Origin of the sequence: Paraburkholderia sp. C35, assembly GCF_003121405.1 — a bacterium.
In the GTDB taxonomy this organism is placed as follows: Bacteria; Pseudomonadota; Gammaproteobacteria; order Burkholderiales; family Burkholderiaceae; genus Paraburkholderia.
The window spans coordinates 128426-149729 of the sequence record NZ_QBUY01000009.1; the positions used below are offsets into that span (position 1 = coordinate 128426).

The 21304-nt window shown below is 54.8% G+C and carries 16 protein-coding genes; 6 read left to right on the plus strand and 10 right to left on the minus strand.

Going from position 1 to position 21304, the window contains the following annotated elements; genetic code table 11:
* Window positions 1–126 precede the first annotated feature (126 nt).
* Window positions 127–870 (plus strand): H-NS family nucleoid-associated regulatory protein, encoded by a 744-nt coding sequence (locus DK391_RS45585; protein ID WP_275426813.1) that lies wholly within the window; start codon window positions 127–129, stop codon window positions 868–870.
* A gap of 118 nt (window positions 871–988) precedes the next feature.
* On the opposite strand, the gene DK391_RS08745 is transcribed toward DK391_RS45585, so the two are convergent.
* The 4 genes from DK391_RS08745 to DK391_RS08760 all read right to left on the minus strand — a co-directional run bounded on the left by DK391_RS08745 (window position 989) and on the right by DK391_RS08760 (window position 7487).
* On the minus strand, window positions 989–2377 hold the full coding sequence (locus tag DK391_RS08745; protein ID WP_109477602.1) for a hypothetical protein: 1389 nt from the start codon (window positions 2375–2377) through the stop codon (window positions 989–991).
* Between the two features lie 196 nt (window positions 2378–2573).
* Window positions 2574–4490 carry a hypothetical protein gene (locus DK391_RS08750; protein ID WP_109477603.1) on the minus strand — a complete coding sequence of 639 codons (1917 nt, stop codon included), beginning with the start codon at window positions 4488–4490 and terminating at the stop codon, window positions 2574–2576.
* A 62-nt stretch (window positions 4491–4552) separates the two neighbouring features.
* Entirely contained in the window at window positions 4553–6202 is a 1650-nt protein-coding gene (locus DK391_RS08755) for a VPA1262 family N-terminal domain-containing protein (protein ID WP_109477604.1), read from the minus strand.
* 853 nt (window positions 6203–7055) lie between these two features.
* Entirely contained in the window at window positions 7056–7487 is a 432-nt protein-coding gene (locus DK391_RS08760; RefSeq protein ID WP_109477605.1) for a MarR family winged helix-turn-helix transcriptional regulator, read from the minus strand.
* A 968-nt stretch (window positions 7488–8455) separates the two neighbouring features.
* Between DK391_RS08760 and DK391_RS08765 the strand changes: the two genes are divergently transcribed.
* Entirely contained in the window at window positions 8456–8902 is a 447-nt protein-coding gene (locus tag DK391_RS08765; RefSeq protein WP_109477606.1) for a hypothetical protein, read from the plus strand.
* A gap of 618 nt (window positions 8903–9520) precedes the next feature.
* Here DK391_RS08765 and DK391_RS08770 read toward each other — a convergent pair.
* On the minus strand, window positions 9521–10198 hold the full coding sequence (locus DK391_RS08770; RefSeq protein WP_109477607.1) for a haloacid dehalogenase type II: 678 nt from the start codon (window positions 10196–10198) through the stop codon (window positions 9521–9523).
* A gap of 140 nt (window positions 10199–10338) precedes the next feature.
* The gene (locus tag DK391_RS08775; RefSeq protein ID WP_204117317.1) at window positions 10339–11382 is read right to left on the minus strand and encodes an AraC family transcriptional regulator; all 1044 of its coding nucleotides are present in this window, start codon (window positions 11380–11382) and stop codon (window positions 10339–10341) included.
* A 196-nt stretch (window positions 11383–11578) separates the two neighbouring features.
* Here DK391_RS08775 and DK391_RS08780 point away from each other — a divergent pair, with 196 nt between their 5' ends.
* From DK391_RS08780 to fahA, 3 genes are read left to right on the plus strand one after another with little or no spacing between them, the layout of a single operon-like run.
* Window positions 11579–12349, plus strand: coding sequence for an enoyl-CoA hydratase/isomerase family protein (locus tag DK391_RS08780; RefSeq protein ID WP_109477609.1), 771 nt, complete (start codon window positions 11579–11581; stop codon window positions 12347–12349).
* 2 nt (window positions 12350–12351) lie between these two features.
* Window positions 12352–13581, plus strand: a complete 1230-nt coding sequence (locus DK391_RS08785) for a CoA transferase (protein WP_109477610.1) — start codon at window positions 12352–12354, stop codon at window positions 13579–13581.
* Window positions 13582–13613: 32 nt separating this feature from the next.
* The gene (gene fahA, locus DK391_RS08790; RefSeq protein WP_109477611.1) at window positions 13614–14945 is read left to right on the plus strand and encodes a fumarylacetoacetase; all 1332 of its coding nucleotides are present in this window, start codon (window positions 13614–13616) and stop codon (window positions 14943–14945) included.
* A gap of 306 nt (window positions 14946–15251) precedes the next feature.
* On the opposite strand, the gene DK391_RS08795 is transcribed toward fahA, so the two are convergent.
* Window positions 15252–16811, minus strand: coding sequence for a methyl-accepting chemotaxis protein (locus tag DK391_RS08795; protein WP_109477612.1), 1560 nt, complete (start codon window positions 16809–16811; stop codon window positions 15252–15254).
* 628 nt (window positions 16812–17439) lie between these two features.
* Entirely contained in the window at window positions 17440–18594 is a 1155-nt protein-coding gene (locus DK391_RS08800; protein WP_109477629.1) for an acyl-CoA dehydrogenase family protein, read from the minus strand.
* A 688-nt stretch (window positions 18595–19282) separates the two neighbouring features.
* Here DK391_RS08800 and DK391_RS08805 point away from each other — a divergent pair.
* Entirely contained in the window at window positions 19283–19918 is a 636-nt protein-coding gene (locus DK391_RS08805; protein WP_239482769.1) for a hypothetical protein, read from the plus strand.
* A gap of 268 nt (window positions 19919–20186) precedes the next feature.
* On the opposite strand, the gene DK391_RS08810 is transcribed toward DK391_RS08805, so the two are convergent.
* Both DK391_RS08810 and DK391_RS08815 read right to left on the minus strand, forming a co-directional pair.
* Complete coding sequence (locus tag DK391_RS08810) at window positions 20187–20627, minus strand: nuclear transport factor 2 family protein (protein ID WP_162600746.1); 441 nt, start codon at window positions 20625–20627, stop codon at window positions 20187–20189.
* Window positions 20628–20723: 96 nt separating this feature from the next.
* Window positions 20724–21146 (minus strand): hypothetical protein, encoded by a 423-nt coding sequence (locus tag DK391_RS08815; protein ID WP_109477614.1) that lies wholly within the window; start codon window positions 21144–21146, stop codon window positions 20724–20726.
* Window positions 21147–21304: the final 158 nt, after the last annotated feature.

Consider the following 21304-nt stretch of genomic DNA (forward strand, 5'->3'; position numbering starts at 1 on the left):
CGAGCCGTTGAATGTAGAACGGTAAGTGTGGCTGCGCCGTTTTTTCTTTTCTCCCGGCGCATGGCGTGGCATAGTTCGGCTACTTACGATTAAAAACGGGAGAGGAAAGTGACCACCTAGCAGAAAATTCAGGCGCAGATCCAGAAACTGGAAGCGAAGGCCCAAGTGTTGATGTCTACAAAATCGACGGGTGCGCTAAATAAGATACGGGACTTGATGGCAGACCACGGACTGACGATTGCCGATATTGACGCATATGTCGGAAAGAAGCGTGGTCGAAAGGCGAGTGTCACGGTTGCGCCTACGCGAACTGTCGAGGCGAAATATCGTGATCCCAAAACTGGTGCGACGTGGTCCGGGCGTGGGCGTGCACCTGGCTGGATTGCTTCGGCGAGAGATCGTAGCCGTTATCTGATCGCTGAGTCCGAAGTCGCGATAACTAAGGCCACGTCCGTCGCGAAAAAGGCGGGGAATTACGTTCGGGGCCCGCAGCCGGCAAAGTATCGGGACCCTGCCAGCGGTGAAACCTGGAGTGGTCGAGGGCGCGCACCGGCTTGGCTCGCTGGTGTAAAGAACCGCGATGCGTTTCTTATCGACGCAACCGCAACCCAGGCGCCAGAAGTTCCAAAGGGTTCGGCAGCAAAGGCGTCGCCCGTTAAAGCGGCTTCGCGTAAGCAGGCAGCAAAAAAAGCTGCGACGACCAAATCGGTGCCTGTTTCGACAAAACGCGCAAAGAAGGTGGTGGCGAAGCGTGCATCCGTGAAAGCTGCTCGGACGCGTAAGGCTGTCAGTGCGAGAAACACAGTGACGCCAGATACGCCCGTCTCGGCAGCGGCGACCGAGGCAGCAGAAGTATCGTCGCAAGCGTAGAGTCCGATTTATTGGACGATTCAGGGCGACGTGTGCCGTCGTCCTGAATCGCAGCGAGGTCAGTCTTCAGGAAGCTGCCAGGCAAGACCATCGAAGCGGAAAAGCCGGTCGTCCGGCTTCAGCTCTCGTCCGACCGTTGCTTCAGCTCGAGCGTTTCCCAAAGCCTTTTCACGATGCGATCAGCATCTTGTGGCGTTCTTGCCGATTCAAGAGCTGTTTGAAGGTCTTCGCGCGTCAGAACTCCGATGCCAAGGGAGTGCGCCAGCGAAGTGTCGGCGAGTACAGCCAATGGGCGTGCGGAGACGATTACAGGCAGGACGCGAACCGGGTTGTGGCCAGCAACCTGTAAAGACTGACGCACAGAGGCGGCGCGGTCAGCGAGCTTTCCGAGTTTTCCATCCTTGTTCAACTGTCCGACCGTACATTCAACAAGAATGAGTTCGCCTGCAGGAGTCGATGCGACCAGATCTGGGCCGTTTTCGAGAGGTTTGCCGGAGAGAGCCTCGACTGAAAACCCTAGCATGAACAGCAACGCCGCAACTCCAGTCTCAAAGTCTCGGGAAAATTTCTGATGATGATCTTCGTCCCAGAGATAGCGGCGCAGGACGTTTAATCCTGGATCAAACGTAGCATGTAGGGCGTAGCGAAGATTTGGCACGCTTCCCGGATCGCCAATCCATCCCATGCACTGAGGTATTTTGTCGTAGCTGGCAAAACACCGGATCACGCTGCTCTCCGGGATCTCCACCATCAAGCTACCTCGCTGGAATCCTGCTTCGTCGTTTTGCCAGGTCAACTGTGTGCCAGTGTATTGTATGCGCTGCGCGCCCCCGTTCTTGTTGGCGATTGATAGACCGAGTGAGACTTTTGAAACGTCCATGCTAGGTGATACGATGACCGCCGGGTAGGCAACAGTGCCTTTGACGAGGCTGGTGAAGTCGATCTGCACGCAGTTGTGAGCCGTGATTTCGAGGAGAGATGTGTGTCGTCGCAACGGGACGTTGTTGACCACTATTGCGAGCTCTTCCATTGAAGAGAACGGTGTCGAACACGCACGCAGCTCGGCGATAAGAGGCGACTCGTCGAGGTAAAGCTGTTGGCGGGAACTGGAAAGTTCGAGCGTCATTGTGCGCGATTCCCCATCACTGAGACCAGACTTCCATAGTTGCAGGTAAGTCGAAATCTCTTCTTCGGTTTCGAGACGCAAGCCAAGTTCGCCAAACGGAGTCTGCACACGCTTCGATGCCAGGTCGCGAACCAGTTGGTCAACTGCGATGTTTGCAGGTTCAAGGCTAAAACAACCTGCAACTATCGAGTCCGTCTCGAAATGTAAGGTTGGCCGTGATGCCGGTCCGTTAGGCAGGATCAGGTGTCCGTGGAGCAAATCCAGCGAGCCTTCGTGCTTTAGCGCAACGAATGAAAGTGTTGCCGCACGATACGCTTCCTTCCAGGAGGAGATCGTATTCAGGAAGGTATCGATATTGGCGGAATTGTGCGGCGACATCATCAGAAGTTCCTCTTATTAGCTATTAACGCGGGATAGCGATGCGCGTAGCACTCGGAAGCGGAGCAAGAGTGGTACTCCGGCATCCCTAAAGATCGTGTGTGTATAGCAGTACAAGAGCGTGAAGCCTGTCCACCATGACGTTTTCCGTCCAGGTGAGAGCAGCGCTCGTTATAGTCGCTCATCACCTGAGAGTACCTCAACAGCTTGCCAGTATTTTCTTGACGAGCTTTGCGTGGTCTGAATCGAAGTGTCTCGATGATTCATGACGCTTGATCATCGCAAGATAATGATTGATGACGTGTCGGAGGTCGAAGCCGTATTCAATGCACGCGGCTTTAAGAGCATCGATCGTGAAGCCATTGTTGTGCAGTGTGAGAAGGACACTCATGAAACGACGGTCGGGAGAGACGTAGTGGACTAATGCCTCGGAAAGCTGGCTCCCCAAACAAACGCTGGTTTCCGCGGCTTCACATGGGCTAACGTGTGCAAAAAGCGTGACAAGCGCGTTGCTCCAGAAATCAGGTGTCGACGGCTCTGTTTGTATCGCGTCGCGGACACATCGCTCGACCGCATGCCAAAGATTTGTCCGCTCATGGCAATCTACTTGGACCCTGACTGCGGCCACGGCTATGGCAACGAAGAATTGCGCCGCATTGTGCTCGGCATGACCATTGGAATGTCGGAGCCAGTTTCTCTCCCGCGTTCGTCGTAAGCTTTCCCACAGGCGAAGAATCCATCGATCTGGTGCCGCGACTTTACTCACTATATGTGCGGAGAGCCTGCTCAGGAGATGCATCTGCTCGGTCAACATCGACCCAACACCCGGGTAGTCGATTTCACTTTCAAACAGATATTCGATCGGTGCTGCTACCTGGCCATGTTCTGGCTGAACCTGATGGGCAAGTACCGTTGAAGCGGCGATTGCTCGGTACACACGTTCTGATCCACCGGCGGCAGCAACCCATTCCCGCCAATCTTCGCGCGGTGAAACGCGTTGTGACAGTTCCTCCATCAGAAACATCCGCACATCAAGGCAAATCCCCAACGCTTCCTTGGATGAGCGGAAGCGCTTTCGAGCTCCTCCAACCATCACGCTCCTCTCCAGCCATGCCCAGGCGAGGGAAGTCGCGTCAGTTCTTGAGAAAAGTGCATCCAGAATCTGGTGTGCTGCTGAACGGAGTTTTGCGAAATCGGAATCGAGTTCGTTGGGCTGGCCTCTTGGAGCGACCTTTAGATATCCTTCGTCGTCGAGCACAGTAGCGTCGATCGCAGAATAGGCCTGCTCAAGGGCTACGGCAGCGAGCGAACCCGACACGAGGAAGGTTCCGGCGTTGTCGAATGCAGGTGGCGACGCCCGGAGCATCAAGGCGATGGACTCGGGCGACCGTCCGTGTTCACCGGGTCGCAACGCGCGCTTGACCAACGAGGGATGTGGCAGGTCCGTCAGCAGTGCGAGGATCTCCGTGCATTCTGCTCTGAGTAAGGCATTGACAACAAACGACCATCGGATGTTCGCCCAGTTATCGAGATCGTGCTGCCAGGCGACATCAATGGACGGGGCTGAGGCGAACAGCTCGCAATCCCGACGAATGCTTCGTGCATACCTGCCTGCAAAAGAAAAGGCCAGGTCAGGGTCGGCTTTGAGTTCGTCGACCCCTCTGCGGACGTGTGCAAGTGCGGCCTCTCTGCCAGAGACGTCCTCGCGCAATCTTTGGCAAAGATGTTCCTCAAACGCTTCCTGAGCTCCGAGCTTGTCCAATCCATAGAATCGGGGACAGACCAATTTCCCGCTGGCCAGTGTCGTCAGGAACACAGATACGATGGACTGACCGAGCAAGACCGCTATGCCCCACTGGCCAGGGTGAATCGGACCTTCCTCAAGCCAGACCGGTCTTTCCACGAATTCGGCCATGTCGGTGAGGCCTGCTTCACGCAAACGGGCCGCAATTTCAGACGTGTCTGTTCGGCCTGAATCCACGCCGTCATCGTCAGACGAGAACTCGGCTACCCACCATTTTGAGAGCGCATCATCGATTTTCTCTCGTGGCGCCGAATCAAGGAGAGCGCGAGCCGCCGCAATTCCGTCTTCGCCCAATCTTCCATATAGTTTCATTTTTTCCCTCGGAGCATCACGAATTCCTGCAAGAATTGAATTGCGCTGATGCGAACTGCTTCTCAGGTTTCATCTGGTGGCGGCTCCAGTCGTTTGGCCGCCGCTTCTTTGTACGCCTTCCAGTAATCGCCCAGTGCGGTTGACCGACTCCAGACTTTGCTTACGAGGCGGCGTATTGCGAGGGGGGCTGGCAACAACACCATGACGCCGATTCGTTCTCCAAGTTCGTTGAAGCTGGGGCCACAGTGCCAGACCGTATCGTCGACGATGAGATAGCGATCGTGGATGATGGAGTCCACGCCACCGGGCATCACCCTTACTTGTGGCGACGAGACGTTCGGGAGCTTTGTAAGGTGCTGGAGGTCTGCAGCGAACACATCACCTAACAGCGTCCCAGGTACGGAAGCGTCGGGCGCCTCTCCTAGCAGACCCCTCAGGCCTGTCAGTATCTTGACGTTCACACTCTGGTGCGGATTGCGCAACGCAAACTGCCTCGTTTCCCGTGGTCCGAAAAACGGATCGACCAGCATTACTCGCCTGCGAGCACCAGCGACAAGGTGAGCCACAAAATCTTCGGCTTCCTGCCGGCGATCGACCCTTTCCTGGTTCGTAGGATTCACAGACGTCACGCCAAACAGCTTTTGCGGAGCATCGAATCTCTTTCTGCGTAGGCGTGTGCGTTCGCGTAGCCTGAAAAGTCTGATGCGAGCTGAATCAGTCGCAGCCTGGCCAACAAGGATGCTTGGCCCTTTTGTCTGATTCGCTACGGTGAAAGAGCTTTTAGGCTTCCTTCGCCCACCCGTAGGCACACGAACTTCACGTTGGCTGGTAACGAGGCCGATGTCAACTCCGACCTGATTCAACCAGGGCAGTGGTTCGACGAGACGTAGAAGCCCACGTCGAGCGCATATCACGGCGTATCCAACCTGGTCAGATGGTTGTGGGTACCGAATCGCGGCATACCCAGTGGAATCGAGTTTCAATACCTCTAGTGATGACCAGCCGCTGACGCGTCGCTGTGCGACGATAACCGACAGCGTCGACAAGTCAGCGATGCCTCGCTGGCCGTTGCGTCTGGGCGAGCCGTATATCGTCAAAGTTTCGTTCCCCCCGTCATCACTTTCTGACTGGAACGTGGCAACCTTCGAGCACACCGGGTCGGGAGCCACGAGCGCGAGGGCTCCCAACCATTCATCGTGCTCAAAGGGATCGAAGTTAAGGTTGTTGAGCAGCCAGTCGCGAAGTGCCGGCGAGCGCCCCAGCGCACGGATTGACAGAGGTACTTCCACCATCGGAACTTGCCGTTGGATTCTGGGACCGTCGTGCCACGGGAAGGCAAACGGCAAAGCGACGCCCACGCTGAATTGCCCGTATGCGGGTTCCGCAAGCAACGCCACCGCCTCCGCGGTCACCATCCCTTCGAGGTCCAGCCTGACGTCTCCCCGTGCGGCGGCTTCATACCAATCGAGCGCATCTCGTGTTTTGCATTTACGGGCGGTGAATCCGCATGTCCATCCTTTGTGACCGGGGATCGGCCATGGTTTTGCTCCAGCTGACCACCCGGAAGGAGCTGACATATCGAACGGGAACAGTTCGACCCATGCGAATAGGAGGTAATGCTTCTTGTCGCCGCGCGCGGTCGCCAGGCGAATCAACGCTTCAGGATAGTCCTCGACAAGTTGTTCCTTCCATTGAATAACCGCATCATTCATATCTGGTCCTTGAGTTGCCGTGGTATCGGGCTCGCGAGGAGAGTGAAGTTCACAAGCGGTATTGAAAGCGTCGAGGTTGGCGCGATGGAGCGCGGTTTTGGGCCACGGTGGCTGAGTGTGCCAGTTGCCCAATGTCGTGGACAACGAATCCCGAACCGGCTTCCCCTGCGAGAAAGGCTCGTGCGAGCGCGAAGAACTCCTCGTCGGCACGTTGTTCAAGCCTTTGACGCTGGCTTGAGACGCAGGCCAAGGTGTAGCGTTTCTGGTGATCATGTGTCGTAGACACCTTCCTGACACAGGACTCTGTGTCAGGCTTACCTCGATAACAGTTCTCCCCCCAAAAATCGTAACAAACTCTTTACTGTGAACTGTTGCAGATTCAGAACTTTTTTACAAAAGATAGCGAATGGAGTTTATTCCTGAATTGTGCATTTGCACATTTCAGCGTCCGGGGCAATTCTTTGCGACTTTCATTCGAAAGTACAGTCGAGAAATGAGTTCCGGAGCGAAGAGCGCGATCAGATAAAAAACTTGCCTTTTCTAGACCATATAGTCTACACTAGCCACTGGGATGTTTGTCGTGATGAGGTTGGGCCAAGCGGATTGGTCCAAGGGTGTCGACTCCCATATTCTGGCAGCGAACTTTGGCGTGCTCCAGAATATTGAACAGCCGGCCCGAGTGGCCGGTTTTTTTTGGCCAGGTGCTATTGAGGTAGGTTGCCCGATACATAGCGGGCGAAAAGGCTTCGGGCGGTGCAAGGACTCGGTCGTGCCGCCGATGTCTTAATTGCTCGAAGAAAGAGAGGGGGAGCTAGAGCGAACCTTGTGCTAACCGCTGAACGGTCAGTCTGTACTAGACGGCATCCGTCAGTTCGAACAATGCCTTGCGGAGCATTTTCGCACGCGCGCGTCCGAAATCAGCTTCGAACCCGCTTTGCGCAGTTTTCCATTCAACTGACGCAAGCTGGTAGAGTGTTCGCCCGGCCTCCGTCAGTTGGAAACCAAAGGCTTTGCCGTCGCTCGCGTTCTTTCCCGATGTGACGTAGCCGTCCCGTTGCAATGGTTTGAGTGCACGTAACAGTGTCGTGCGCTCCATGACCATATGTTCAGCAAGTTCGGCCATTGTCGAACTCGAACTGCCTTTGAGCTTGCCCAGGATGGTGTATTGAGCGGCAGTGACACCGAGTTGTCCGAGACGGCGCTCATATAGTTGAGTGATATACCTCGCTGCCTGGCGCAAAGCGAAGCAGTTGCAGTCGTCGAGCAGGGAAGAGTTAGCGTTCATGTCGGTAGCTTATGTAGACGCAATGCCATACGAAATAAGGTTTTTCCATGAGTCAGCTCGTGTAATAGGCATTGTATTACGATATGGTTTGCAATGCTGATCATTGATGATGCACCGAAAACGTTGCAGGGTTCACGAGGTCACCGAAGCTCTGACGGAAAGATTGCGAACCTGCGGTGGGATGGTGCTTTGTCAGTCGTCCCGGTCTTTTTGTGTTTGCTTATCAATTTGATGAAACGCGCCTCATCAAAGAAGCTGACTCGATGGCAATCGCTGGCGTCAATATTGCGCGTCGCTGTGCGAGAACCGAACTTCGAGACGCATCAGTCTGTTGCTATTTTTGACAACATTCGGCGATGCTACTTCTCTTAAAATCGCGGCTCGGATTTTGCGAGAATGGAGCAAATCATCAGCTGGATATTCACTGCGCTGACGCGCGCCCTAACGTCGTTCGTATGCACGATCACAGCACGGCGTAGTCCACGAAACGGAACTGGGATAAATCGCCGAGAGCCTCAGGCTACGCGAGGTTGGTCAATAGTCCTTCTATCGGCAATTGCGGGGATGCTAATCGGAGTTGCTTTGAGTGCAACTGAAACAGCGCTCCTTTACCACGAGCTGTTCTCCGCTATGCCCCGAAGTATCGTGCACGCATTGGTTTCGTTGCTTTCCGTTTAGGCTGGTCACGTCAGGGGCCAGCTAAACGCTTCGGCTGATCAAATCTGCAATTCAGTTTCACGATTCCGATTCTCGTGCGACCCAATGTTTGTTTATACAATCATATGGGAGCTGCAAGATAGTGGAAAATTTCGCAGCGTTACGTCATGTCGCCGGGTTGTGAGATTTGATGTGGTCTGATATTCCGCTTTACACCATCTACCTTTGCGGCTTGCTTAGGCGGCGTTAGCGAGAGTGGTCGCGTGATCCGGTATCAGTGACATGTGCAAGCACTGAAGGAGCGAGAACTGATGTCGACGAAGATCACTAGTCTGTCTATATTTGCGAGCATATGCCTGATCAGTGCACCCGTCTTGAGCGCGAATGCCCAATCGCTTGATTCGGCGCTGGATTGCCAGGCCACTCCGCATGCGTTCGTCAGTGACCTGATGCGGGATCACAAAATCGCGCCAACGCCTGTTCATGTCGAGTCGAACTCGGTTAACGCGTTTAGGACTGTGGACGGCGGTGACGTATCAGCCTTGGGTTTCAACGTTGGCGCCGTCGTAGGCTATCAGGCAAACGACCCACTGTTTCGCAGCGGGAAAGGTCGGCCGATCGAAAGGCCGCTTTACGGCGTCGTTGTCTCAGCGTCGGTCGATGCCGTTAGCGCGAAGCTGCAAGACGCCAAGTTGCACGCGACAGTTCATCAAGTTGTTCCGATGGTGATGACAGCGATCGTGTGCGAACCTCAGTAGGCGCAACCTTAGTCAACACATCGTTTCGCGAATACTCTTACGGCAGGCGCAACCCGTCGAGGTTAATCAGTAGTCTGGTCACGCTCACGAAAATATTCTCCGACTCTGAATCTTATAGTTTGCCGACTTGAGACCTATCGAGCCGTCGCGCAAAGCGGTCTGTTGTACCGTCGCGTCGCAGTAATCCATAGTAACTAGTGACCCTCTATCTTTCATGGACTATATGGTCTATCATGCGGCCATGCTGACTTGCGACAGATTTTATTTTCAGAAAGCATTTTGAAATATAAAGGACTTCTTATTAAATAGAAGTACGGATAGTATTCAACCAACCCTCTCTCAGGTTCTGGTGTCGCCCTCGGAATGCACCAGAGCTTTTAAGCCGGCCCTATGGTCGGCTTTTTTTCGTTTGCCTTGAAAGGGATGCTGTAGAAGCTCCGCGAAGTCAGTTTTCAATTGCGAGCCCATACAGCGTAGTTCGGCGATGAATAGTTCGGTGATGTGCGAGCGCGTGAACACTTCATTAAGTGACTTATTCGTCACATTCCGAGGGAGTTGCCATCAGGCGAAGCTCTTACCGATACCAAAGAGCTTCGTATCAGAATTACCTACGGTTTATCAAGCGCGTTCCAGCAACTGCACTACGCCGTCGATTCCCTTGACCTCCCAATCCGGCGTTTGCCCCATCTCTTCGAAGACTTTCGCTGTGCGGTTGATCCAGCAGGTCGGGAAACCGAAATGTCGAGCGCCGGTCGCATCCCACGCATTAGATGAAACGAACAGAATCTCCGAGCGATGAAGGTTGAGTGCCTCCTCGGCGATGTTATAGGCACTGTCGTGAGGTTTGAAGATGCGCGCGGGATCAACACTCAACAGATAGTCAAACTTTTCGATTAGTCCGGCATTGCTGATGACGGATTTGATTGAGTCGGGTGACCCATTAGACAGAATCGCCAGCTTAACGTTTCGATTACGGAGCGTCCTGAGCGCATTTGGAACCTCTGGGAAATAGTCGAGCTTGAGATACGTGCTCGATAACTCCTTATGAAGTTCTTCCGACATTGCCAATCCCAAGGAGCGCGTCGTGTACAGTAATGCGTCCATAGTGAGCTTATGAAAATCAACATAGTCATTCATGAGACTTCTAAGCCACGAGTATTCAAGTTGCTTTTGACGCCACATCTGGCTAATTTCTTTGCCTCGTCCAGGGAATGCGATGTCGCACTGTGTCGCAACAGAGTGCACATCGAAAAGCGTTCCGTAGAGGTCGAAGGCGATAGCTTTGATTTGCTGCATAACTTATCCCAAAGAAAAGGTTAAATATCCGCTTGCGAGCCGGGACACTGCTTCGCTTGAGCGAATCTAGCGTTCCCTGCGCTGCGGAAGTGGCGGATCGAAGAGCAAAAACATCGGCTATTGCAGGAAGTAAAAGGAAGTCAGGTATCACCGCTCCGATAGTGGGAAGGTGTATTACCCGTCCATTTGCGAAACGACTTCCTGAAAGCCTTTGCATCGGAGAAGCCTACACGTTGAGCTATCTCCTCCATTGGAAGCCGTGTATCCCGAAGAAATTCAATCGCCAGTGATTGACGAACATCGTCGAGTATCGACTGGTACGGAAAGCCGAGTTCGGACAGCCGACGGTGCAGCGACCTGACAGACATGCCGACTCGTGCGGCAACATCTATCGCGGAAGGGAATGGGCCCGACGCGTTGAGTATTTCCGTGCGTATTCGCCTTGCCAGGTCGGGCATGTCGACGCGTTCACACAGAATTCGCTCGCACAATTGCTGGCAGACTTGTGCGGTGATTGGATTCGCGTTTGGACACTTCTTCTCAAGTACCGATGAATCGAACCGCCATTCCATATACGCTGAATCGAATTCGACGGGGCAGTTGAATAGCCGCTCGTAAGCTCTCCAATGCGGGGGCGCGGAATACGTTAAGCGCATTCGTTTAGATGGGAAGGGTGCCTCAAGGACGCGGCTAAACAAGGCTGTGATCGAGCTTCGCCAGAATTCAGCAGCAAACGGAAGAAGCGGGCCCAGTTTTTCATACCCGCTGCTTCGAAGAACAACGTCGTCGCCGTCGGTTAAATACCGAACCTGAAACATTGCGCCGGCCAGCGGCAGATAGTCCAGACTGATCTTGAGGGCATCGGCAAATGTCTGGCTGCTCAACATGGCGTACCCATAGATGCCGAAGTCACTTATGCGCTGGCGGGAACCGGCAAGAAGGCCAATGTCTGCGCGTGGCGCCAAACGGATGGCGTTCTGAAAAATGATGAGCCGCTGATGATAGGAAAGTCTCGCATTAGGGTCTTCCAGTGCTCGTGCGGCCACATCAGACCTTTCGAAGAGGGCATCGACAGATACACCTTCTGCGGCAAGTTCTGCTGCAAGGGCTGCGAGGCCGAGCATGGTGTGCTGCGGGTGATTTTCGTCTCCTGCTTCCGCGAGTGGCCATGATGAGGTTGTCATTCGCATCTACCTGTTTGATTGACTGACGTGTTGCATATTGCAGAGAGCCGTGGATGGCACTATTGAACCCCTGATATTGGCAGGATAGGCCGTTGTTGAGCGTGGTGAAAAACAGCATAGTTTTATTAACGCGTTGTAGCAAGCGATTCATGCAGTAAGCAGTTTTCGCGCGTTCATTCAAACTTGGAGACATGAAGTGAGTTCAGTTAATTTTTCTATTGATGGCGCAGTAGGCGTCGTCTCGCTCGCGAAGCCACCTCACAACCTGCTCGACGACGCTCTGATTCGCGAGCTTCTCGACGTCTATCGACACGCTGTCGAATCTAAGTGCCGGGCGATTTTGTTGCGCAGCGATATGCGCCACTTCTGCGCTGGGGCTGAGATGCAGGGATTTGAAGATGGTCGAGTCGAGATACAACACAACGAAAAAGATCTCGCCGAGTATCTGGATGTCATGGAAAACACTCCCATCCCGACGGTAGCTGCCGTGAATGGCGGCGCGCTTGGAGGAGGGCTGGAACTCGTCATGACCTGCGATATGGCGATAGCTGCTGACACTGCGTATTTCGGCCAGGTCGAATCCATGGTCGGAGTGCTGCCGTTGCTGGGTGGAACGCAGAGACTGGTGCAGCGGGCGGGCGTTGTTCGCGCGAAGGAAATTGCGATGATTGGTCGTCGCTTTCCGCCTCAGGCTTTCGAGAAGTGGGGAATTATCAATCACGTCGTCCCCGAAGCCGAGCTCCAGCAGGCTTCGCTGTCCCTCGCACGTCAACTGGCCTCCGGTCCGACAAAGATATTGGGCGGTATCAAGCGACTCGCGAACATCTCCGCGCGTGAAGGCGTAGAAGCAGCGGACGCCGTACAGGTTGAAACCAATCGGGCGGTCTGGGATGCAAAGGACCGCAAGCGTGGTCTTGAGGCGTTCGTGACTACCGGTCCGGGCACCAGCATTTTCGAAGGAGATTGATCATGTCGGCACCACTCGAAGGGCTCTGCGGTGTCGACTTCACCCGTGTTCTGGCAGGTCCACTTTGCACAAAGACGCTGCTCGATCTGGGCGCTCAAGTCACCAAGATCGAACCTCCGTCTGGCGATGTTGGTCGTGCTGGCTTTCCGTTGATCGGCGACTTGTCGGTCTATTACATCCAGCAGAACGCTGGAAAGCGGAACCTGAGTATCGACCTTAACTATGCTGAAGCACGCGAAATCGTGTCGAGGATGTGTGACGCCGCGGACATCATCGTGGAGAACTTTCGGCCAGGCACGCTTGAGCGATTCGGCTTGGGTTATGACCAGGTTCGGGCAAGAAATCCTCGGGTCATCTATGCCTCGCTAAGCGGATATGGCCAGAACACTTCATGGAAGAATCGGCCTGCCTTTGCACCCACGGTACAGGCCGAATCGGGCCTCACGGATATTGTTGAGCAGCATTTTGGTGATGCGCTGACCGAAATCCGAAACGACGCGTGCAGTCACGCGGACGTATATACCGGCATGCAGGGTGTGATTGGCATTCTCGCTGCACTGGAACATCGCAACCGTACTGGAGAGGGACAGCATGTCGACGTTGCGATGGCTGCAACCATGCTGGCGGTAAATGAGCGCTTGGGTGCCCAGCTTTCCGATGTAGATACTCAGGGCGAACCGACGATTCTATCGGCGGTAGATTCGCATATTTACACTTTGCCCAACGGCGTGCGCATCACGATTGCCGGCAGCCCCGTGTTCACTCCGATGTTTCTGCGTTTCTGCGCGATGATGCGTCGAAACGATATTCGGAAGGATCCGCGGTATGCCACTGCTCTGTTGCGTCGTGAAAATCTGAGGTCACTCCTTGCAGAGATACAGGCATGGCTCGCAACTTTTGAAGACCTTGACAATCTTCAGACGCAGGTGAGCGAAGCTGGGCTTGCGGTTGGTGTGATCCGCAGCACTAGCGACTTCGCTGAGATGGACTGGGTCTCAGAGTGGGGCGCCCTTGTAGATGTCGATGACCGCGCTGGCGGGACGGTACGCATGCCCGGAGCTCCCTGGCACTTTAGTGCGTCGACCCTTCCGACGCCCGGTCTCCCGGGTTTTCAAGGCGAGCACAATGCCGCAGTGCTGCGAGACGAGGGGTTGGACGATGCAGCGATTGCTGAGCTCAGGAATCGCAAGATTTTGCTGAGCAGACGTAACCCGCTTGGGGCCTTTGATTGATTCGTTAGATGACTTGGTACGCAGGAGCAAGAATGGAAAGCCAGCTTAACCACACTCACGATGCTGCAGCACGCAGTTGGGTAGCAGCGGCAAACCTGGACGGAACTGATTTCCCGATTCAAAACCTGCCTCTTTGCGTGTTTCGAAGGCAGGGGGAAGGGAAGGCATTTCGGGGCGGCGTAGCGATTGGTGACCAGATTGTTGATCTGGGCGCATTATCGGAAGCGACGTTCCCTGACGAAATTGATAGGGCTGCAATCAGCGCGGGCGCGCAGCCTGTGCTGAACCGCCTCATGGAGATGGGCCCGAACGCGTGGCGCTCGCTGCGCCACACCCTGTTTGCTCTCCTCCATGAAAAGGCTAACGACAGTATGGTTTCTGTAGTCAAAGACTGCCTTGTGCCAGCCATTGAAGCCCAGTTCGCCGTGCCCGCCCAGATTGGCGACTACACCGACTACTACACGTCTATCGACCACGCGACGAACATCATGAAGCTGTTCGGCTTCGATGGTGTCGGACCCAATTTCCGTTGGATACCACTTGGATACCACGGAAGAGCGTCCAGTATCGATATCTCAGGAACTTCCTTTTATCGCCCTGTTGGGCAGGTATTACAGAGCGGCCGTTCTGAACCCACCCTGAAGCCATCGGAAAAGCTCGACTACGAACTCGAACTGGCGATATACATTGGTCGAGGCAACGTACGAGGACATGCGATAAGCGTAGACGATGCAGAGAATCATGTTTTCGGAATCGGGCTTCTCAACGACTGGTCGTCCCGCGACATCCAGTCTTGGGAAATGAATCCGCTTGGTCCGTTTCTCTCGAAGAGCTTCGCGACCACGGTTTCTCCGTGGGTCGTAACGTTCGAGGCATTGGCACCGTTCCGAACTGCTCTCCGACGGTCTGAGGGAGAACCTGAGGGACTTCCGTATCTCTCATCTGAGCGCAACTCCAGTCTCGGTGGCGTGGATATTCAGTTGGAAGTCTGGATGCGTAGTGCGCGTCAGCGGGCGGCACAACTCGCGGCAACCCGTTTGTCGACGACGAGCTTCCGGCACCAGTATTGGACGATAGCCCAGATGGTCTCCCATCACACTATCAACGGATGTAATCTGCGGGCGGGCGACGTGCTCGGGTCGGGAACGATTTCCGGACCCGGCGAGGGAGAGGCCGGAGCGCTTATCGAACTTGCTCGCAACGGCGCGAATCCCGTAGCGCTTACGTCGGGCGAGGAGCGGAGTTTTGTGCAGGTCGGAGATGAAATAACACTTCGAGGCTATTGCCAGAAGCCGGGGTTCGCGAGAATCGGCTTTGGTGAAAGTCGGGGAGAAGTTATGTCCGCACGAGTCGATGTCCGTTGACGATCAGAATCGGAACGGCGACCGTTCCGTTTGAGCCGGCATGCGCAGCAGATTCATGCCGCAAAGCATTCGATACCTCGCTAGAGGTATCGAATGCGATTCATTATGTCGAAACAACAAACCATGACCGCGGGTTTGCCGTGCTCGCAAATTCCTGCATCGCGTTTGAGTATTCATTAGCTCATCTGAATCGGCAGGCGAGTGCAGATCGAAGTCTGTCACTGCGTCTGCTCCACCCGTACTAGCACGAGGTCAACTTGAGATGGTCTGAAAATGCTGTTCGATCGCATGGTACGTGCGCGCCGTCTAACTGGCTTCGACCGGTAGCGAAAAGCTGGAGATTGCCGCGCGAAGCTGGCTTACCTGGTCCTTCAGCGAATGGGCGGCGGCAGCCGATTGCTCGACTAATGCGGCGTTCTGTTGGGTGACCTGGTCCATCTCGCCGACAGCCCGGTTGACCTGCTCAATACCTGCACTCTGTTCTTGCGATGCATAGTTGATTTCATCGAGAAGCTTGGTCACCCGTTTCACCGAGTTCACGATCTCATCCATAGTTGAACCCGCCTTCGAAACCTGGGTTGCACCAGTCTCGATAGTTGTTGTCGATGTCCCGATTAGTGCCTTGATTTCCTTCGCGGCCGCCGCGGATCGCTGGGCCAGGTTGCGCACCTCTGCCGCGACCACGGCGAAACCACGTCCTTGTTCACCAGCACGAGCTGCCTCCACGGCCGCGTTCAGCGCGAGTATGTTCGTCTGGAACGCGATCCCATCAATGACGGTAATGATTTCTACGATCTGACGCGAGCTTTCTGTGATCTCGCCCATAGTGCGCACGACGTCGTCTACTGCCTCGCTTCCGCGCAACGCGTTGTCCGCTGCCTGCTGTGCAAGCTGGGCCGCATGTTGAGCGCTCTCAGCATTCTGCTTTACGTTGACCGTCATCTGATCCATGCTGGATGCAGTTTCCACCAGGGCTGCTGCCTGCTCTTCCGTCCGTTGCGAAAGGTCGGTGTTGCCGGCAGCAATCTCGGTTGCTCCAATGCCAATACTCTCTGCACCATCCCGTACACGGGTCACAGCAGCGACAAGTCCCGATTGCATGGTTGCGAGAGCGAGCAGCAAGCTAGAGTCATCCGAATTTCGTACTGAGACATTCAGTGACAGGTCACCACCTGCAATGCGCTTTGCGGTCGCGACGGCTACCTCCAGATCGCCGCCAAGCGCTGACCGGATACTACGCAAAACCAGCAACATCAGCGTCGTTGTCGCGGCACCGATGATTCCAGTAATTAAAAACCAGTGAACCAGATTCTGGTAAAACGCCGCTTGCACGTCGTCTGTGTACATACCGGTTACGATCACCCAGTCCCACGGCGCAAACCGCAAAGCGTAGCTGGTCTTCGACGCGGGTACGTCGCTACCGGGCTTCGTGAGCACATAGTCAACAAAACCTCCGTGAGAGTCCTCGGAGGCATGCGCAATCTCCACAAAGATGTGTTTGCCGTTCGGATCGGCGAACCCACTAACATCTTTTCCGACGATATTTTTCAGAAAGGTATGCATCACCATGATCAGCTTCGAGTCAGCAACCGACATCACGGACATGTATCCGTCGGTTCCGTATCGCATGGATGCGAGGACTTCGAGTGCTTGCTTCTTCGCATCTGCCTCGCTGATAGTGCCTTGCTGAGACAACTCGTAGAAGTGGGCGGAGACTGAGCGAGCCTGTTCGACTAGTGAAGCGAGCTGTTCGCGTCGGTCCTCAATCATTGAAACACGGTTGTGCCATGCCCCGAACCCGCAGATCATAAGAAGGCTGACCCATGTGACTGCGATCAGAAGTACGAGTTTTCTATTGAGCGTCATTTCGGGACATAGGCGAATGGGAACCACTTTGTTTACGGCCACCGCGATGACAAATTAAGGGGCTTCACACCTATTTAGTATGAATTATTTTGAACTTGGTTTGTTACCTCTTGGTATCAAGTCGCATCGAAAGGCTCCGGGCGCGCGCTAGCTGCTTCTTTGACAATATCGTCGCGAACCGAAGGTTTCTGCAACCGTAAGACACGATAGCGGGCCGCAGGCGGCGCCCCATGCAGTAATTCCCGTTCGTCGACGCATAAGACGAGATGACGGAGAAGCCTGTGTTCGTGCTCATAGTCGGATGAAAATGCTAGAACGGGCAGAGGCGAAGCCAACTTTCCCCGTGCTGCCGGGTAGGGCGGCAGCGTTATTGGCTCAAGATTCGGGATGCCCGGATTGGCGCCTGGGAAGATGCTTGACATGTAAGGATCGTCTCACGTTGCCGAGTCCGCCCATGTCTTGAGTTTCGGGATTGACAGTCTCGGGTCAGCAGGCCAGATAGATCTCTCGGAGTGCTGGATTAGCGGCGCTTCGAGGGGTGCATCGCGCGATGCACGGCTTGTAACCGTAGTTTCCGGCAAACGTCGTCGGAGCATACTGACATTCCATGCCCCGGCAACGGCACTCTTTAACTAGCGAAATCTCGCATCATGTTTCGCGCGATGACGATCTGCTGGATCTGCGTAGTGCCTTCGTAAATGCGAAACAATCGGACGTCCCGATAGAATCGCTCGATAGCATAGTCAGATACATACCCAGCTCCGCCGTGAATCTGGACTGCGCGGTCAGCGACTCGACCACACATTTCAGATGCAAACATTTTGCAGCACGACGCAAGCGTCGAAACATCTTCTTTGTTGTCTCGCCGCCTTGCAGCGTCCAGAACCATGCTACGTGCGGCGTAAATTTCGGCTTTGCTATCAGCGAGCAGTGCTTGAATCAGCTGAAATTCGGCGATCGGCTTACCGAACTGCTTGCGCTCCATCGCATACCGCAACGCGTCCTCAAGCATTCGCTCTGCAACTCCCACGCAGATCGCAGCAATGTGCAAACGTCCCTTGTCCAGCACTTTCATTGCAGTCTTAAAACCGACTCCTTCGACTCCGCCGATAAGGTTTGCTGCAGGAACTCGGCAATTCTCGAAAATGACGTCACTCGTATGCGCGCCTTTCTGCCCCATTTTCTTATCAATCTTTCCCAACGACAAACCTGGCGTGCCTTTCTCGACGATAAACGCCGAGATGCCACCCGCTCCCTTGACGGCCGGATTCGTGCGTGCCATTACCGTGAACATTCCGGCTTCAGGAGCGTTTGTGATGAAGCGTTTCGTGCCGTTGATTACGTAGTGGTCGCCATCTCGAGTTGCGGTCGTGGAAAGCGACGCGGCATCCGAACCGGAGCCTGGTTCAGTTAGGGCGAACGAGGCAATCAATTCCCCCGAGGCTAGCTTCGGAAGATAGTATTCCTTTTGAGCAGGGGTGCCGTCGACGATGATGCCCTGCGAGCCTATTCCATTGTTAGTCCCGATCAGTGAGCGAAAGCAAGGGGACGTCCTGGCAATCTCGAACGCCGCAAGAGCTTCCTCTTCCATCGTTAAACCAAGGCCGCCAAATTCTTCGGGGATCGACAATCCGAAGAGTCCCAATTCCCGCATCTCATTTACGATGTCATAGGGGATAGCGTCTGTCTCGGCGACGTGCTCTTCAGCGGGCATCAAGCGCTCCCGAACGAAACGAGCGAGCGAGTCCAAAAGGATGTTTAGTGTTTCCTGATCGCGAATCATCGATATTTCCCAGCCATAGTCGGGTACGTCAGTCTCAAATGTAGTGTTGTCATCTTCGGCCATAACGCGCAAGCGACGCTTAAGCCAGCAATAGCTCCTCACACGGTCGATGCCCGCCTTTCCGTGCATGATCCCGGCGCCTGCTTGTGCGCGTTCTGCACAAGTTTGATCCGACCTTATGTTGCGAAGGCCTTGGGCGGCGTCCGGAACACGGGTGGCGGATGGCTTGAAGCGATCCTGTCATACCCCGACGAATCATGTCAAATCTTTGTCGATGATGGTTCGCCATGCAGACCATTGTATGTGTTCACTTTTAGGTGAAATTCGACAAAAACTGCTGATTCGTCTGCAAAAATTCCCTGATATATGGGCCTTTCATGTACGTCGCCGATATATAGATCGGCTAGATCCGCGTCAATTACAGACGATTTTGTATTGATGGTTCGCTATGCGGACCCTTGTTTTGACAATTCACTGATGCAATTTACGAACGAAGTTCACTGCGATGCCCGGGGCGCTTTCCGGTATCGGCCACCGGATTGTCGTAGGTTCCGGAGGCTTGGCGGCCGGTTAAGAACTTGGAGACCTGAGCGGAAATAACGGGAGCGAACGGTTACCGACGGGCGATGGCGGGTTTCTAGCAGTAATCGTTGAGTCTGCACAAACCTGATCATCGCGTTTAAAAAGGGTGACTACACCCGATATCACACGGGAGATATCGGATGCGCAGTCGGCGGCGGTGGCGTGGGCGAAGGACGAACTCGAACCCATCGTCGCAGAAGATCTAGACTTCATGGCGAAGAAGAAGACGATGGCACAGCTCGGCCCGAAGGGCGCACGGATGCTTTCGGGGCTGCTCTACGCGAAATACCGGCAACTGCTTGAAGCGAAGTGCTTTCGGGCAGGTGTCGAACTGATTCTGATTGACCCGGCCTATACGTCGACCATCGGTGCGGTGAAATACGCAGCGCGACGAGGCTGGAGTGTGCATGCTGCTGCAGCGGGCGTAATCGCCCGACGCGGACAGAAGCTGAATGAACGTCTGCCGCGCACTGGAATCGATGTACGGGTTCCGGTGCGGGGTGGTCATCATGCCCTCGAGCTACCTGCAGGAAAAGCCGAGATTCGCGTGTGGCCGCCTGGCGCAGCATTCATGCAGCGTACAGAGGTGCGATGCACGAGCGCTGGCTCGCCACCCGGGGCGGCAAGCCGCACCGGAGTGCGTTGGGCATCACTGGTCACGGTGGCAACGCCGTGCCCCTCAGCTGGGACCACCGTTACCCCTGCGACCCAAATCTGCATGAACAGATTTGTGCACCATTAAAGTAGCGGCGGGGAAAAACGACTCGCTCGCGACGTTTCGTGATCGCTGCCGGAAGGTTGGGTGGCCTGTCGAGACCGTCGCGGTCTGCGGATGGGCGCCGGACGATGCGTAACTGAAGTGCAGTTGGCTTACGCGTCAAACCGAGACCAAAAGCGGCAGGGACGGGGTCTCGCGACCACCGTGCAGTTATAGGAGAGTCGCTGTGCGCGATCCTCTCCCAGTATTGACGCCTACATTGTGGGCCGCTAGGCAAGCGGTCGACCATCGGTCATCCGAGCATGGTCAGCTCAAACGCCAGACACTTTAAAGTGCTGTCGCTGGCGCGACGCCACACTGAGAAGTCCGCCTGCTCGAAGCCTTTATCCATCGTTGACGCTTCGACCCATCCTTCGTGCAATGTGGTTCCCGCGACGGTAGGCGAGATCGTGCCTCGTAGAAACCGTCGCGCCCAAACCAGAATCAGGTCGCCACAACGACGGGTCTTCAAGTTCAGTGTGTCCATCACCTTCATTCCCGCGGCAATCTCCAGGGCGATGTGACCGTCCTTGTCAAGGAGGGTGCCGTCGGGCAGCGTGACGAGGAAGCCGTCGTCGTGGAAAGGTTCGATAGCATTTCGGTCTTTAGCGATGACAGCGTGCGCCCAGGCATCAAACGCTGCCCGTATGTCCCGCAAATCGTTTTCATTGTTCCAATCCGTTGATTGATTCACTTGCCACTCCTGTGTTTTGAAGATTGTGTGAGGCAATTCTTCCAATGTCGCCAGCCTCAGGTAAGAGGGCAGGCTGTGGCGCATTGGGAAAGCTGTTCATACGGGGCCAATCATATGATGGTCGAAACACAACCAGCGGTCACCAGTACGGCGCCATGCGGAGGCATAAGCGATCCGCGAACCGCCCACCAGACCGTTAATATCTTCGAGAGAGGGCATATGCGCGCCCATGTCGCCTTCAAACGATTCAGCAACGTTTGCAATTGTCAGCGATACGATCGTTTCCCCCACCTGTTTGGCGGTGACGCTTTCGATGCTGATTTCCGCGCTCTGCATTTTTTTGTCTGCTTCGATGAATTCTTCTTTGTTCAACCGCAGGTTGGGGTACGGCCGAGCTGAAAAGCAATAGTCTGATGCGAGATTTTCATCCAGCCACTCGAAGTGGTGTACCCGCAGCGCGGTTGCCCAGGCTTCGTATCGCTCCCGAATCATCAGCTCAACGGCGTTTTCTTGATTCATCCCTTGTCCTCGTTTTTGCGCCAAACGGTAGTCGGCTCCCGAATCGATGCTAGGGAGTCAAAAAACCACCGGGCGAGGCAGAACGGGTAGGGGATGTCGTCGATAAGGGTGGGTCAACGGGCAACTTCTCCAAAATAGACAAACCCCCACCACATTTC